Genomic DNA, 14838 nt, shown 5'->3' on the forward strand with positions numbered 1-14838 from the left:
GGTTCTATTGGTGTGTTCTGGGGGTGGACACCTACGGCAGCTGGACAGTTTCGTCGAGCGCATCGGCTATGCGCCCGAGCAGCAGGTGTGGGTCACGTTCCAGAACGGTCTCAGCGAATCGTTGCTCGCCGGCCGTGAGGTGATCTGGGCACCGTTCACGGCGCCCCGCGACCTCAAGAACTTCGCGAAGCTCGTGGTGCTGGCCCAGAAGGTGCTCTCGAAGGGCACGTTCACCGAGGTGATCAGCACGGGCTCGAGCCCCGCCGTGGCGTTTCTGCCCAATGCCGCGCTGCGCGGCGTCACCACGCACTACATCGAGAGCGCCGCGCGCGCCGACGGGCCCTCGCTCACCGGCAAGCTCATCTCGCGCTTCAAGCGCATCAACACCTACTGCCAGTACCCCGTGTGGGCCGACGAGCGCTGGGAGTACCGCGGGTCGGTGTTCGACGAGTTCGCTCCGGGCCCGGATGTCGCCACCGACGCCATGCCCAAGCGCGCCGTGGTCTCGGTCGGCACGCAGGAGGGTTACCCCTTCCCCCGCATGATCGAAGCCGTGGTGCCGCTGGTCGCCGATTTCGACGAGGTGCTCTGGCAGACCGGCGACCTGGATGTCTCGGGCCTCGGCATCGACGGGCGGGCCAGTGTGCCCTACGACGAGCTGAAAGCCGCCATCCGTGAGGCCGACGTCGTGATCAGCCACTCGGGTGTCGGTGGGGCGCTGACGGCGCTGCGCGCCGGCAAGCACCCCGTGATGATCCCGCGTCTCACGGCGCACAACGAGCACATCGACGACCACCAGCTGCAGGTGGCCCGCGAGCTCCAGCGACGCGGTCTGGCGACCATGCGCGCGCCGGAGGACCTCACGCTGGATGATATCGTCGAAGCAAGCCGAAGCAGCATCCACACGGTTCCTCCGCCGCCGTTCTATCTGCGGGTGCCACGAGGGACTACATGACACGTGAGATCGACCGACGCACGCTGCTGAAAGGATCACTGGTTCTGGCTGCATCCGGAACCGTGGTGGCGTGTTCAGACGATCGCGTAGTCCCCGGCCCGTCAGCCACCGCTCCGTCGCCCGCCGCGACGGAAGCGGCCGGCGGCGGGCCGACCTCTGAGCGCCCCACGCGGGTGACGTCGTTCGGCCCCAACGGCACCCACTACCCCGACGACGTGCCGTGGCTCGGTGAGCGGGCCGCCACGGAGCTCGTGGCGGAGTGCAGCTGGCAAGACATCGGCCGCACCATCCAGGGGCTGCTCGCCGAAGAGGTGGCGGCCGGCGTCATCATCCGGGTCAAGCCCGGCACGCTCGCCGGCGGCGGCGCGGGCTCGTCGGCTCCGGCCGTGCTCACGAACGTGGGCAACCCGGCGTGGACGAGAAACGTCGTGGTGTGCCCCCTCGACGGCTTCGGCAGCGTGGCGTTCGCGAGCACCGGCATCCGCATCGACCAGAGCGCCCGGGTGTCGCTGTTCGGCTTCGTGGGCAGCGGCGCCTTCACCATGACCCGATGCCAGAACGTGCAGGTGGGCTGGGGCCGGTTCGACGCCATGAGCATCACCCGCGGCGGGCGCGACATCGCGCTCTTCGAGCTCGTGCTGGGCTTTCGGCAGAACAGCGACGACACCGTGGGCGTGCGCCCGATCGAGACCTTCCCGATGGTGAACCTCACCCGCGACGGCTGTGTGTTCGGGCCCTCGGTGAAGCCCGACGGCGACGACTCCCACTGCGACACCATTCAGCTCGAGGGCACCGGCACGGGCGTGTTCGGGCCCGTCACCACCACCGACTGCGTCGACTACGGTTCGTCGAACGCGGCCGAGCTGCTCGACGACAAGCTCACGCTCGCCGAATACCGCCACTGCCTCATTCTGGGCGGGCAGCTGCCCTGGCAGGTCTACCCGCTGCGCCCAGGCGACTACCCGGGCGACCCCAACGCCTTCTCGGGCGACTGCCAAGACGTGCGCCTGACCGACACGGTCGTCGCCGGGGCGATCGGCCGCATGGGGTTCACCCAGGTGCAGAACTCGACCCTCAGCTACGCGCCGACCGACTCGCAGCAGCCCCGTGAATCCGGCGCCTGGATCGTCGACCCGTCGGTCGCCGAGTGGACGCGCGAGCAGATCATGGGCCAGCAGGCCATTCCCGACTACGAGATCTCGACCCTGCGGGCGCTCTGGAGCTGGTAGGGGCCGCGGCCGGGCTCAGGCCTGGTCGTCGTCGCGCACGTGGCGCCCGCGCGGCTCACGGGCCGGTGAGTGCTCGTCGTGCGGCGGGTTACGGCGGCCGCCGGCGTGTTCGTGCTCGTGCCGGCGCTCGCCCTCTTCGATCGCGCTGAGCTCTTCGCGCACGTAGCCCTCGTCCATCGCCGCCTCGGCGAAGGTCTCGGGCTCGACCGGAACGACCAGCTGCGACTCGTCGACGACCTCGGGGCCCTCGCCGTCGGCACCCTCGCCGGCCGCGGCGGCGGGCTTCTTGGGCTTGCGCATGCGCTGCACGAACTGAAGCAGGTTGCTGAAGTCCCGACGGTAGCCGGGAATGAGGAACAGCGGCGCCACGGCGAACAGGGCGGCGAAGCATCCGACCAGCACTTCGAGCAGGGCGATCGGGGTGGGCACGAGCCGCGAGATGCCGAATGAGGCCGCGAAGGCGATGAGGGCCATGATCGCGGGCCGCACGAGCGGGCCCCAGATGTCTTTGCCCTTCATGAAGGTGCCCGAGATGGCCCAGGCGAAGCCGGGGATCAGCAGCAGCAGCGTGAGCACGCCGTAGGTGATGACCAGGCCGTTGAGGCCGCCCCAGAAGATGCCGAAGAAGTAGCCGCCGATGACGATCGGGCGGGCCACCAGGTCGTAGAGGAACTGGCGGTGCGAGCGGCCGAGCGATATGTAGAGCCAGGTGCGCAGCCGGCCGATGGCCTGCCCGAAGCCGGCGATGGCGAACAGGCTGAACAGCGTGGCCGCCGTCTCCCAGTTCGGGCCGAGCAAGAGACGCACGAGCGGCTGGGCGACGCCGGCCGCGATGGCGTAGGTGGGAAGCGTGAGGTAGCCGATCACCAGCACGGCGCTGCGGATGTAGCGGCGGTAGCGCTCTCCGTCGTCGCGCAGCGAACTGAGCACCGGCAGGGCCACGCGGCCGAGCGGGCCGTTCATCTGCTGCAGGGGCAGCAGGAACAGCGCGTAGGCCCGCGAGTACTGACCGAGGGCGGTGGGGCCGAGGCTCGCACCGATGATGACGTTGTCGAGGTTCTTCTCGGCGTAGCCGAGCAGCTCGGCACCGAAGATGCTGCCGCCCGTGCCCATCAGCTTCCAGGCGTCGCGCACGATGCGGGGGGCGCCGACCTTCGGCCGCACGATGGCCCAGAGCACCACGAGGCGCACGATGAACTGCGCACCGGCCATGGCCACGAGCGACCAGTAGCCCCAGCCGAGCAGCGCGGTGATGATGCCGGCCACGACGCCGAGCGCCATGGTGCCGATGTCGAGCGACGCGAGGGTGCCGAAGCGCAGCTCCTTCGTGGCGCGGGCCTGCAGCGGCATCACCAAGCCGCTCAGGAAGACGCCTGGCGCCATCAGCAGCGTCACACCCACCAGACGCGGCTCGTTGTAGAGCGCGGCGATCAGCGGGGCACACAGGGCGATGATCACCGAGAGCACGATGCCGATCAGCACCGACAGCCAGAGCAGGCTCTGCCACACCTTCTCGGTGAGGTTCTGGGCCTGGATGATGGCGCCGGTCATGCCGAAGTCGCGCACGAGCTCGGCGAGGCCCATCACGGCCCCGACCATCGCGATCAGACCGAAGTCGGCCGGGGTCAGAAGACGGGCGAGAACGACCGTCGAGACCGTCTGCAGCAGCGCCCGTCCCCACAGGCCACCGGTGGTGACCAAGACGCCGCGAACGGCGCGATGCGCCAGATTCGTGGGTGCACTCATGAACTGCCCTTCCGGGTTGTCTCGTCTCGGTTCCACGAGATCGGCCGATCGTCGGCCGTCAGGCGTCGTGCGCGTCGGTGGGTGACGACGTGCACCACTGAGTAGACCACGAAACCGGGCCACAGCCACGGTCGGCGGGCCACCCGGCGCACGAGCGACCGGGCTCCGGCCGACGGCGGGGGCGGCGCGAGGTCGGGGAACACGCGGGCGATCTGGCTGTTTCCGGCCGCGATGCGGGTGTTGCGCCGCACCAGGGTGGCGAGCGAGCCGGGAGCGGTCACCGAGAACGTGAGGCTGTCGGCGACGCACCGCTCCTCGGGCGCGAACAGGCGCTGCACGAAGAGGTCGTCGGCGATCACGTCGGGGAACTCGTCGAAACGCGCGCGGCCCGCCTCACTCAGCATGTAGATGCCCGAGCCGATGTGCCCGCTCGTGCGGTAGTCGGTGAGCGCCCAGACGCGGTAGTACTGCCGCACCCACCACGAGCGCGACGGCAGCACCCGCAGGGTGGGCGAGGCCACCTCGGCGCCCGTCGACGTGAGCAGTTCGGCGAGGGCGAGCAGGTCGGAGCCGGCCACCGAGACGTCGGCGTCGACGAAGGCCACCGGGTAGGCGTCGACCGCGCGGCTGCCGGCGTTCAGGGCCTTGATCTTCGAGGCCTCGGGAATCTCGAGCACCCGCACCGCAGCGCCGAACTCACGAGCCCGCGCGGCCGTGCCGTCGGTGCATCCGTTGGCCACCACGATCAGGTCGAGCTGCTCGCGCGGCACGTCGAGCAGGTGCCGCAGGGCGACCGGGAGCAACGCCTCTTCGTCGTGCGCCGGCACGACCACCGAGATGCGGGTCACGATCGCACCAGCGCGCGCTCGCGAGCACGCGGCTTCGCGAGGCCGTAGACACCGCCCCACGACTCGGACTGGAAGGTCATGGCCCAGGCGCCGATGGCGAGCAGCAGCGACAGCAGCAGCAGGGTCTGCATGAACGCGAAGGCGTCGTAGAAGAACATCGACGTGGCGTAGCCGATGGCCGACGTGGTGACCGCCAGCACGAGCATGGCCCGCTGCTCGGGCACGCCACGGCGGAACGAGAACCGCACCATCACGACGATGGGCCACACCAGCAGGGCGATGAGGCCCAGCACGCCGATGATGCCCGTCTCGAGCAGGCTACCGAGCCACTGGTTGTCGAGAATCTGCGAGTTCGCTTCGGGGCCCACCACGATGCGGCTGCCGAGGCCGGTGCCCGCGAGCGGGTTCTGCCCGAACTGGGCGAAAGCCTCCGGCAGGTCGGCGAGCCGGCCTTGACCTGCCAGACCGACCGAGGTCGTCTGCGAGGCCACGAGACCCTGCAGGTCGAAGAGCGAGAGCACGGTCGACTCGAACAGGGCCGGGAAGATCAGGCCCACCACGATCACGACCGGCAGGCCCACCACCGCCAGCAGGCCGGCGAGTTTCGGCCGCACGAGCAGGATGAACAGGAACATGACGCCGAGCGCCACGATCCCGGTGCGCGAGACCGCCGAGAGCAGGCCGATCATCATGAGCCCGATCGCGGCCGAGTAGACCAGGATGCGCGTGAACTGGAACTTGGGCCAGGGGCTGAACTTCATCAGGTAGATCGCCAGCGGAATGATCATGCAGAACAGCACGGCCAGGGCGATCGGATGCTGCGCCGACCCGAACGCGCGGGCTCCACCCGCTCGCAGCGACTCGGCGTCGTCGCGCAGGATCTCCAGCGGCAGGAACTGGTTGAGCATGAGGAAGATGTTGCGGTGCGTGACGCGCTCGAGGAAGGCGGAGATGCCGATGAAGGCTCCGCCGAACACGATGACGTTGAGCAGGATCGTGGTGATGGCCTCGCTCGAGAGCATCTGCCGGAAGATCACGATGGTCGACAGCAGGAACGCGAGCTGGAAGATGTTGGCGAAACCGGCGGTGACCAGGCCGGTCTCGGTTATGGCCACGGCGTTGACCATGAGCGACGCGAACGCGGTCCACAGGAAGATCGCGATCGGCCAGCCCCACACCACGGGCTTCCAGTCTTTGCGGCCGCGCACGAACAGGTGCACGCCGAGAGCCACCAACAGTGCGGCGATGGTGACCCGGTAGGGCTCGAGCGCGAACCCGACCGGAATCGGCAGGGCGTAGCGGCGGATCGGGATGAAGAGGATGACCGCCGTCAGCACGAACAGCATGGTCGTCCAGTTGAACACCGCCCGGCGGAACACGTAGAGACCGCAGACCACCAGCAGCACGCCGCCCACGATGAGCGGTTCGAGGAAGAGCACCGCCACCACGACGACCGCGGTCACCACGATCGCGATGGCGATGGTGGTGAGAACGCGCGGCCCGCGGTCGCGAGCGGGCCGGTGGGCTCGCTCGCGCTGCGGGGTCGTCACGTCGGCCATCGCGGGCGTCCTAGCCGCGGGTGGAATCGGTGGTTCCGGGCGCCGAGTCGTCGGTCGTGGGGCCGAGAGCCCGCACCTGGCGGCGGGTCAGCCGGCCGGATGGCGTGCTGGTCGAGGGGCCGGCATCCGGGTTCTCGTCGGGGCCTTCGGAGAGCGAGTCGTCGAGCTCGTCGAACACCGCGGTGCCCTCGGGCTCGGCACTCCGCGACGCCTTCGACGAGCGCGAGGGCTTGGCGGCGGCGCTGACCGGCGGCGCGACATCCGGAGTCGCGGTAGCGACCGGGGCAGCGACCACCGGAGCGGCGACCACGGGCGTGGTGGCGGCCGGGGTCGTCGCCAGCGGCGTGTCGGAGCTCTTCGAGCGACCGGCGCGCGAGGTCGCGGCCACGGGAACCACGGCGGCGTCGTCGTCGGGCGACAGGTCGTCGTCGGGCTCACCGGCATCTGCGCCCGACTTGCGACGGCGCTCACGGATGGCCTCGATGACGAGGGCGATGGCCACGAAGAGCAGGAACACTCCGAGGGCCACGATGATGACGGGGATGGCCGGGTTGCTGCCGGTGCCGGCGTCGGCCTTGGGCGCGTTCAGCTCGTCGAGCGTCAGGCGGATGTCTTCGGGAACGCCCCACTCGGCCTGCTGGGCCGAGACCAGGTCGCCGAACACCTTCGTGGCCTGGTTGGCGATCTCTTCGGCGCGTTCGGCCGAGGTCGACACGCCGACGATGTTGACGATCGGCAGCTGCAGCCGGCCGCCGAACGCCTCGTCGCCCGCGGGCTGCGTGGTGCGCCGCACCGCGGTGATCGCGTCGCCATCTTCGAGACCGCCGATGGCCGCGCTGACGCCGTCGGACACTTCGTCACTCGAGGCGATGTAGGCCAGGATGATGGCCGAGCTGGCCAGGTCGATGGGGGTCGCCGGGTTCTGGATGAGATCGGGCGCGGCTGCGGCATTGGGGTCGGCGGCCGGGTCGGCCTGCGGCACCTCGGTGACCGAGCCGGGGATCTCCACCTGGTAGTAGGTGGGCGTCGGCGCTGACAGCAGCACGGTCGAACTCGCCTGATAGGTGCGCACCACGCGGGATTCGATGTGCCCGTCGGTGATGGTGAAGCCGGCCAGCAGGCCCGCAGCGATTGCCACGACGATGCCGATGATCAGCAGGATCTTCTGCCTCAGCAATCGCTGAAGGTAGGTAGGTCTTTCCATGTACGCGTTTCCCCCGGGGTTGGAGCACTGTGTTTGCGACCGATGTAGGTATTGCATCGACGCGGGTTTGCGATAGGCACTCAACAATGACAGTAATGTGTTTCAACTGTGTGAACGGCACAAGACAACAAAAGTCACACCGTAGACCCGGCCTCACCATTGCAGGTAAGGTCGAGATTCGCAAGGCGTGAGCTGTGGGGGCGATCATCTTGACAGGAGACTAAGGGGAGGGGAGCCCTCATGTCCGAGCCGACAGCACGGCTCCACGGCGGTGAAGCCGACGTTCCGTCGCGCCGCTGGACCCGCGACGACGTGACCGTGGTGCTCTGCACGCGCGACCGGCCCGAGATGCTGGCGCACGCCCTGGAGGCCCTGAAGACGGCGCTCGGACCCGGCGCCGACATCCTCGTCGTCGACTCCGGTTCACGCTCCGCCGCCACCGCCGACACCGCGGCCGCGGCGGGCGTGCGCTTCGTGCGCAGCGACGTGCCCGGCCTCTCGATCGCCCGCAACCTGGGGCTCGCGAGCACCGAGCGCGAGATCGTGGTCTACACCGACGACGACTGCGCGGTCGAGCCCGGTTTTCTCGAGCCTTTGATCCATCCGTTCATCTTTCCCGTGGTCGGCGCCGTCACCGGCTCGCTGCGCGACGCGAGCGCCTCGGGCTCACCGCTGCCCGCGCCGTCGGAGGAGCACCTGCACCGCACCACCGAGGGGCTGGATGCCGGCCACGGCGCGTTGATGGCGTTCCGCCGCGCCGCGCTGATCGAAGTCGGCGCCTTCGATCCCGTGCTCGGTGCGGGCCGGCGGTTCGGTGGCGCCGAAGACATGGACGCCTTCTGCCGCGTGCTGCACTCGGGCCGCGAGATCGTGCGGGTGCCGGCATCCGTCGTCACCCACCTCTACACCCGGAGCGACGACGACTACGTGCAACTCAACCGCAACTACGGCCTCGGCATCGGCGCGATGTGCGCCAAGTGGCTGCGCACCTCGCCCCGCAGCGGCATCGCTCTCACGGCGCTCATCGCCCGGCGCGGCGTGAGCCGCTACGTGCGGCGACTGCGCAACAAGCGCACCCGCCGCGGCCAGAGCGTCTACCTGCGCTCGATCGTCGGGGGCCTTCGCGAGGCCTACGGCATCCCGCGCGCGGGCGGCGTGTTCGTCGACGTGCAGCCGCCGCAACCGGTCGTGCTCGTCAGCACCGACGGGGCGGCTGCATGAGCGGCAAGCTTCAGGGCGTCGTGCGCTCGTTCCTCGACCCGCGCACCTATGCGCAGGCGTTCCGGCTGCTGCACTTCGCCTCCTATTCCCACGTGCAGCCGGTGCGACTGCTGAACCGCGGCGCGAACGTCAGTTTCGCGCCCAACGTGTCGTTCCGCAACGGCGAGCGCATCACCATCGGCGCGGGCACCCACATCGGCGAGCACAGCATCATCTGGGCCGGCAACACCTCGGGTCGCATCACCTTCGGCGAGAAGTGCCTGCTCGCCCCCCACGTCACCATCACCGCCTCGAACTACGGCACCGAGCTCGGCGAGTTCGTGATGGACCAGCCCAAGATCGAGCGCGACATCACCATCGGCCGCGACGTGTGGCTCGGCGCGAACACCGTCGTGCTCGCGGGCGTCACCATCGGCGACCACGTGGTGGTGGCCGCGGGCGCCGTGGTCACCAAAGACGTGCCTGCGCTGGCGATCGTCGGCGGTGTTCCGGCCCGGGTGATCGGATGGCGCGGCGGAGTCGAGCCCGCGGCGGCTGACTCTAGCGAGACCCTCGCCACCGGATCCGCGCCCGCCGGCACGGGCGCGGGAGGCTGACGTGAGCACTCCCCCGCAGGTCGCCGTGATCATCGTGAACTACAACACGAAGGTCGAGACCTCGGCGAGCGTGCGCAGTCTGCTCGACGCGACATCCGTTCCGCTCGAGGTCGTGGTGGTCGACAACGGCTCGGTCGACGGCAGTGCCGAGGCCCTGCGCGAGGCGTTCCCCTCGATCGAGGTCGTCGAGGCGGGTGAGAACCTCGGCTTCGCGGCCGGCGTCAACCTCGGCGTGGCCCGTTCGAGCGCGCCGTGGGTGCTGCTGCTCAACCCCGACACCATCGTGCTCGAGAAGGCGGTCGACAACCTGTTCGCGTTCGCCGTGGAGCATCCGCAGCACGGCATCTACGGCGGGCGCACCCTTCGGCCCGACGGCAGCACCGACCCGAGCTCGTGCTGGGGGGCCATGACGCTGTGGTCGCTGACCTCGTTCGCCCTCGGGCTCTCGACGGTGTTCAAGCGGTCTACCCTGTTCGACCCCGAGTCGCTCGGGCACTGGAACCGCGACACCCTGCGTGAGGTGCCGATCATCACCGGATGCCTGCTGCTCACCTCGCGCGACGACTGGAACGCGCTCGGCGGCATGGACGAGCACTTCTTCCTCTACGGCGAAGACGCCGAGTTCTCCGACCGCGCCCGCAAGGCCGGCATGCGACCGGTGGTCGTTCCCGGCGCCACGATCATCCACGCCGTCGGCGGGTCGACGGCCTCGAGCGGCCGCAAGATGTCGATGGTGATGGCCGGCAAGGCGACCGTGCTGCGCACCGCCTGGGGCCGCCCTGCCGCCACCGTCGGCATCCGTCTTCTTCAGCTCGGCGCCCTCGTGCGCGCGGTGCCCGCTCTCGCGCGGCGCCGATCCGACTCGACCTGGGCCGTCGTCTGGCGCTCACGGCGCCAGTGGCGCGACGGCTACCCGGCGGCGAAGGAGCGGCTCTTCGGGCTCCCCGTCTCTCACGACCAGCAGCACAGCACCGACGACCGCAATACACGATCGGCAGAAGGAGCACGGCCATGACGCAGGAGATCATCACGGTAGTGGACGGATTGCGCAAAAGCGCGCGCGATCTCGGCAACGACCACGGAATCCTCTACTACAGCACGCCCGAGACCACGACCTACCGCGGGTATGCCGACCTCGACGAGAACGCGCGCCGCATCGCGAACGCGCTGGCGAAACGCGGGCTCGGCGTGGGCGACACCGTCGTCATCGGCCTGACCGACGCCCTGCAGGTGGCGGATGCCGCGTTCGGCGCCATGTACGCAGGGCTCGCCTTCGTGCCGGCCCCCGTCGCCGGCTACGGAACGGGCCCGCAGCTCGGGCACACCGTCGCCCGCATCGCCGCGACATCCGAGGCTTCGGCCCTGCTCGTCGACACCAAGGTGATCGACCGGCTCGGCGACACCATCGCCGACATCGGCATTCCGGTGCTCGTGCTCGAAGACGTGCTCGCCGAGGGCGACGCCGACGCCTGGGAGCAACCGGCCATCGACGGCGACACCATCGCCTACCTGCTCTTCACGTCGGGCTCCACGGGCGACCCCAAGGGCGTCATCACGACCCACCGCAACGTGGTGGCCACGGCCCAGACCACCGGAGTGCTCTTCCAGAGCAACCGCGATGCCACCATCGTGGGCTGGGCGCCGATGCACCACATCATGGGTCTCGCGACGCAGGTGATCTTCCCCGCCGTCAACGGCGCCCAGGCCATCGCCTGCGCGACCGAGCTGTTCCAGCGCCGCCCGATCTTCTGGCTGCAGCTGATCAGCAAGCACCGCGGCACGATGAGCCCGGCCGGCAACTTCGCGTTCGACCTCGTCACCCAGCTCGCCACCGACGAGCAGATCGCCGACCTCGACCTGTCGAGCCTGATCAGCCTGTTCTCGGGCAGCGAGCCGGTGCGGCCGAGCACCCTGCGCGCCTTCCTCGCGCGCTTCGCGCCGACCGGCATCACCGAGAAGATGGTCGCACCCGTCATGGGCATGACCGAGGCCATGATGATCTCGGGCAAGTTCCCCGAAGACGACCTCGTCATCAGTCATTTCGACAGCGCCGAGCTGCAGGCCGGGCACCTCGTGCCCTCCACGGGCGAGGGCAGCGTGGAGTGGGTGTCGTGCGGCCGCTGGCCCGACAACATCCACGTGCGGATCGTCGACCCCGAGACCCTGGCCGTGGTTCCCGACGGCGAGGTCGGCGAGATCTGGGTCGCCTCGGCGTCGGTGTCGCCCGGTTACTTCCGCCGCCCGGATGCCACCGCCGAGACGTTCGGCCTGAAACTGCCGGGCGACGACAACGCCTACATGCGCACCGGCGACCTGGCCGCCGTGATCGACGGCCAGCTCTACGTCACCGGCCGCCTGAAGGAGATGATCATCATCCGCGGGCGCAACCTCTACCCGCAGGACATCGAGGCAGCCGCCCGCACCGTGCACCCCGCGGTCGGCATCGGCGCCGCGTTCGAGCTGGCGGGGCATCCGTCGGTCGTCGGACTCGCGTTCGAGGCGTCGGCCGAGGCGCTGGGCGACACCGATCCCGACGCGCTGGCCGCCCAGGTGCGCGAGACCATCGTCGCCGGCTTCTCGCTGCCGTCGCTCGCCGTGATGATCGTGCCCGAGGGCGCTCTGCCGCGAACCCCCACCGGCAAGGTGCGCCGGCAGCCGACCCGCCAGCAGATCGAAGCGGGCGCCCTGCCCGCCCTCTCGTCGAGCGGCTTCAACCCCGTTCACGCCAACACCCCCTGACCCCTACCCGAGGAGCCACCCGTTCATGACCCGAACCCCGCCCGAAACCCTCGTCGACGCCCTGCAGTCCACCGCCCTCACCCGGGGCGACGACCGCGGCATCGTGTTCTATGCCAGCCCTGACTCGAGCGACTACCGCGGTTACGCCAGCCTCGACGAGCATGCGCGCACGATCGCGCAGGCCATCGCGGTTGCCGGATACGGCCCCGGCGACGCGGCCGTGGTGGCGTTGCAGCCCGGACTGGCCTGGGCCGATGGCCTCTACGGCGCGCTCTACGCCGGCCTCGCGATGGTGCCCACCCCGGCGGCGGGTCCTGGGCTGGCCGGCCGGATCACGGGGCTCGCGGTCGCGTCGAAGGCGGCGGTGCTCATAGCGGATGCGTCGGTGGTCGACCTGCTCGGCGACGCCGCCGACGACCTCGGCGTCGCGGTGCTGACCATCGAGTCGCTTCTCGCCACGGGCGACGCCGCGGCCTGGGAGAAGCCGGCGATCGATGCCGGGTCGACCGCGCTGCTGATGTTCACGTCGGGCTCGACCGGCGACCCCAAGGGGGTCATCGGCACCCACGGCGGGTTGCTCGCCAGTTCCTACGTCGTGGCGGAGGCGATGAACTTCGGTCCCGAGTCGACGTTCGTCGGCTGGCTGCCGATGCACCACGCCATGGGGCTCTGCCTCGAGGTGCTGACGCCGGCGACGGCGGGCGTGCAGAGCGTCGCCACGTCGCCCGAGCAGTTCCAGCGCCGGCCCCTGTTCTGGCTGCAGCTCATCAGCGACCACCGGGGCACCGCCACCGCGGCCGGCAACTTCGCGTTCGGCCTGTGCGCGCAGCTCGCGACCGACGAACAGATCGCCGCGCTCGACCTCTCGAGCCTCGAATGGACGATCTCGGGCAGCGAGCCCGTGCGCCCCGAGACCGTTCAGGCGTTCCTCGACCGATTCGCGTCGACGGGCCTGCGCTCGTCGACGATCGCGCCGGCACTCGGCATGACCGAGGCCATGCTCATCACGATGAAGCCCTACGACGACGACTTCGTCACCCGTTACTTCGACGCCGGCCTTCTCGAGACCGGCGAACTCGTCGCGGCGGAGGGCGACGGCTCGATCGAGCTGGTCTCGGTCGGGCACCCGCTTCCGCGCACGACGCTCAAGATCGTCGACCCCGACCGTCTGGTCGAGGTGTCCGACGGGCAGGTCGGCGAGCTGTGGATCTCGTCGCCGGTCGTGTCGCCCGGCTACTTCGAGCGACCCGAGGCGACCGCCGAGACGTTCGGGTTCCACCTGGCGGGCGACGATCGCTCCTACATGCGGTCGGGCGACCTCGCCGCGACCCTCGACGGCGAGCTCTACGTCACGGGTCGTCTCAAAGAGGTCATCATCATCCGCGGTCGCAACATCTACCCGCAGGACATCGAGGCCGCCGCCGCCGCGCTCTCCCCCGCGCTCGGCATCGCCGCGGCGTTCGAGCTGAGCGGGCCGCGGCCCGGGGTCGGCGTGGTGGTCGAGGTCGACGAGGAGCTCACCGAGGGAGTCACCCTCGACGAACTCTCGTCGCTCGTCACCGAGACCGTCACGAAGCGGTTCTCCATCCCGTCGGTCACCGTGTCGCTCACGCCCATCGGCTCCCTACCGCGCACGCCGACCGGCAAGATCCGCCGCAAGCCCACTCGCCAGCAGCTCGACAACGCCGAGCTCGTCGTCCTGCATCCCGCAGGAGTCCCGGCCGCGGCATCCGCCTCGGCCCGCTGAAGAACCACCAGATCCGATCACGAGGAGCACACACCATGTCCCAGGCAAGCAGCAGCCCCCAGACCGAGTCGACCCCGCAGTCCACCGGTGACTGGCTGATCGAGCGCATCCGCCTCTACAACCAGGTCGACGCCGAGGAGGTCACGCTCGACGCGCCGCTGACCGAGCTCGGTCTCGACTCCATCTACGTGATGACCCTGTGCGGCGACATCGAGGACACCTACGGCCTCAGCATCGACCCCACGTTCTTCGCCGAGTTCGAGACCCTCGGCCAGGTCGCCACCGCGCTCGACGAGCGGATCGCATCAGCGTGATCGAAGCGGCGACGGATCCGGAAGGCGGCACCCGTGACGGGTGCGCGCTGATCGGGTCCGTCGAGGTGTTCTGGCGATTCGGGCACGCCCCGAGTCCGTCGACGACGCGCGCCGACGTGTCGCGCACGGCGCACCGGTGGCTCGCCCGCCTGGTGGCCGACCGCGACGTCTTCGCGTGGCGCGGGCTGGAGCGATCCGGCCCTTGGTCGAAGCCGCAGCCCGTGGGCGCTCCCGACGCCGACGTGAGCATCTCGCACACCGGGCCGGTCATCCTCGTGGCGGCCTGCCGCGGCGCCCGGGTGGGCGCCGACATCGAGCCGGCCACCTCCACGGCCTTCGACTCGGCGAGCCTCACCCGCCGCATGTGCACGCCGCACGAGGAAGAGGTGGCCGCCACCCTCCAGGGCGACGCCCGCCGCCGCTACCTCGCCACCGTGTGGACCGCCAAGGAGGCCGTGGTGAAGGCCCAGGGCGCCGGCCCCGGCCGCCCGGGCCCGCGCCGCGACTTCCGCACCATGGTGCTCGACCTGCCCGACCCCACCGCCCTCTTCTCGGCCGCAGCCGCTCCCGCGGCCGGGCCCGCGCATCCGGCCGCCGCGGCCGAGCCGCCGTTCGAAGCCCACCTCGCGATCCTCGACGAGAACGCGCAGCCCCTGCTCCACCGACTGACGTTCTAGAAA

General features: G+C 70.0%; 13 protein-coding genes. 9 read left to right on the forward strand and 4 right to left on the reverse strand.

The annotated features are described in order from the left end of the window. The first annotated feature begins 10 nt into the window (after nt 1-10). Together N1032_RS17765 and N1032_RS17770 are read left to right on the forward strand one after the other, a co-directional pair. Entirely contained in the window at nt 11-955 is a 945-nt protein-coding gene (locus N1032_RS17765) for a glycosyltransferase (protein WP_259540537.1), read from the forward strand. After that, nucleotides 952-2184: a hypothetical protein gene (locus tag N1032_RS17770; protein WP_259540538.1), complete on the forward strand. Its 1233-nt coding sequence runs from the start codon at nt 952-954 to the stop codon at nt 2182-2184. Before N1032_RS17765 ends, N1032_RS17770 begins: the two co-directional genes overlap by 4 nt. 15 nt (nt 2185-2199) lie before the next feature. On the opposite strand, the gene N1032_RS17775 is transcribed toward N1032_RS17770, so the two are convergent. Genes N1032_RS17775 through N1032_RS17790 form a run of 4 tightly spaced genes read right to left on the reverse strand, consistent with a single transcriptional unit; the run spans nt 2200 to nt 7514 of the window. After that, nucleotides 2200-3930 carry a lipopolysaccharide biosynthesis protein gene (locus N1032_RS17775; RefSeq protein ID WP_259540539.1) on the reverse strand — a complete coding sequence of 577 codons (1731 nt, stop codon included), beginning with the start codon at nt 3928-3930 and terminating at the stop codon, nt 2200-2202. Beyond that, nucleotides 3927-4778 (reverse strand): glycosyltransferase, encoded by an 852-nt coding sequence (locus N1032_RS17780; protein ID WP_259540540.1) that lies wholly within the window; start codon nt 4776-4778, stop codon nt 3927-3929. Before N1032_RS17780 ends, N1032_RS17775 begins: the two co-directional genes overlap by 4 nt. Further along, the gene (locus N1032_RS17785; RefSeq protein WP_259540541.1) at nt 4775-6337 is read right to left on the reverse strand and encodes an O-antigen ligase family protein; all 1563 of its coding nucleotides are present in this window, start codon (nt 6335-6337) and stop codon (nt 4775-4777) included. Before N1032_RS17785 ends, N1032_RS17780 begins: the two co-directional genes overlap by 4 nt. Nucleotides 6338-6347: 10 nt before the next feature. Then, nucleotides 6348-7514, reverse strand: coding sequence for a hypothetical protein (locus N1032_RS17790; RefSeq protein WP_259540542.1), 1167 nt, complete (start codon nt 7512-7514; stop codon nt 6348-6350). 267 nt (nt 7515-7781) lie between these two features. On the opposite strand from N1032_RS17790, the gene N1032_RS17795 reads away from it, so the two are divergent. Genes N1032_RS17795 through N1032_RS17825 form a run of 7 tightly spaced genes read left to right on the forward strand, consistent with a single transcriptional unit; the run spans nt 7782 to nt 14835 of the window. Next, nucleotides 7782-8762 carry a glycosyltransferase family 2 protein gene (locus tag N1032_RS17795; RefSeq protein WP_259540543.1) on the forward strand — a complete coding sequence of 327 codons (981 nt, stop codon included), beginning with the start codon at nt 7782-7784 and terminating at the stop codon, nt 8760-8762. Next, entirely contained in the window at nt 8759-9358 is a 600-nt protein-coding gene (locus tag N1032_RS28315; protein ID WP_310795964.1) for an acyltransferase, read from the forward strand. Before N1032_RS17795 ends, N1032_RS28315 begins: the two co-directional genes overlap by 4 nt. Before the next feature lies 1 nt (nt 9359). Further along, a complete protein-coding gene (locus N1032_RS17805; RefSeq protein ID WP_259540544.1) occupies nt 9360-10373 on the forward strand; it encodes a glycosyltransferase family 2 protein in 1014 nt (337 codons plus the stop codon). Next, nucleotides 10370-12097, forward strand: a complete 1728-nt coding sequence (locus N1032_RS17810) for a fatty acyl-AMP ligase (RefSeq protein ID WP_259540545.1) — start codon at nt 10370-10372, stop codon at nt 12095-12097. The genes N1032_RS17805 and N1032_RS17810 overlap by 4 nt, the downstream gene beginning before the upstream one ends. 25 nt (nt 12098-12122) lie before the next feature. Beyond that, a complete protein-coding gene (locus tag N1032_RS17815) occupies nt 12123-13844 on the forward strand; it encodes an AMP-binding protein (protein ID WP_259540546.1) in 1722 nt (573 codons plus the stop codon). A 35-nt stretch (nt 13845-13879) separates the two neighbouring features. Then, nucleotides 13880-14158 carry an acyl carrier protein gene (locus tag N1032_RS17820; protein WP_259540547.1) on the forward strand — a complete coding sequence of 93 codons (279 nt, stop codon included), beginning with the start codon at nt 13880-13882 and terminating at the stop codon, nt 14156-14158. Then, nucleotides 14155-14835, forward strand: a complete 681-nt coding sequence (locus N1032_RS17825; protein WP_259540548.1) for a 4'-phosphopantetheinyl transferase family protein — start codon at nt 14155-14157, stop codon at nt 14833-14835. The genes N1032_RS17820 and N1032_RS17825 overlap by 4 nt, the downstream gene beginning before the upstream one ends. Nucleotides 14836-14838: the final 3 nt, after the last annotated feature.

Source organism: Herbiconiux daphne (assembly GCF_024979295.1).
In the GTDB taxonomy this organism is placed as follows: Bacteria; Actinomycetota; Actinomycetes; order Actinomycetales; family Microbacteriaceae; genus Herbiconiux; species Herbiconiux daphnes.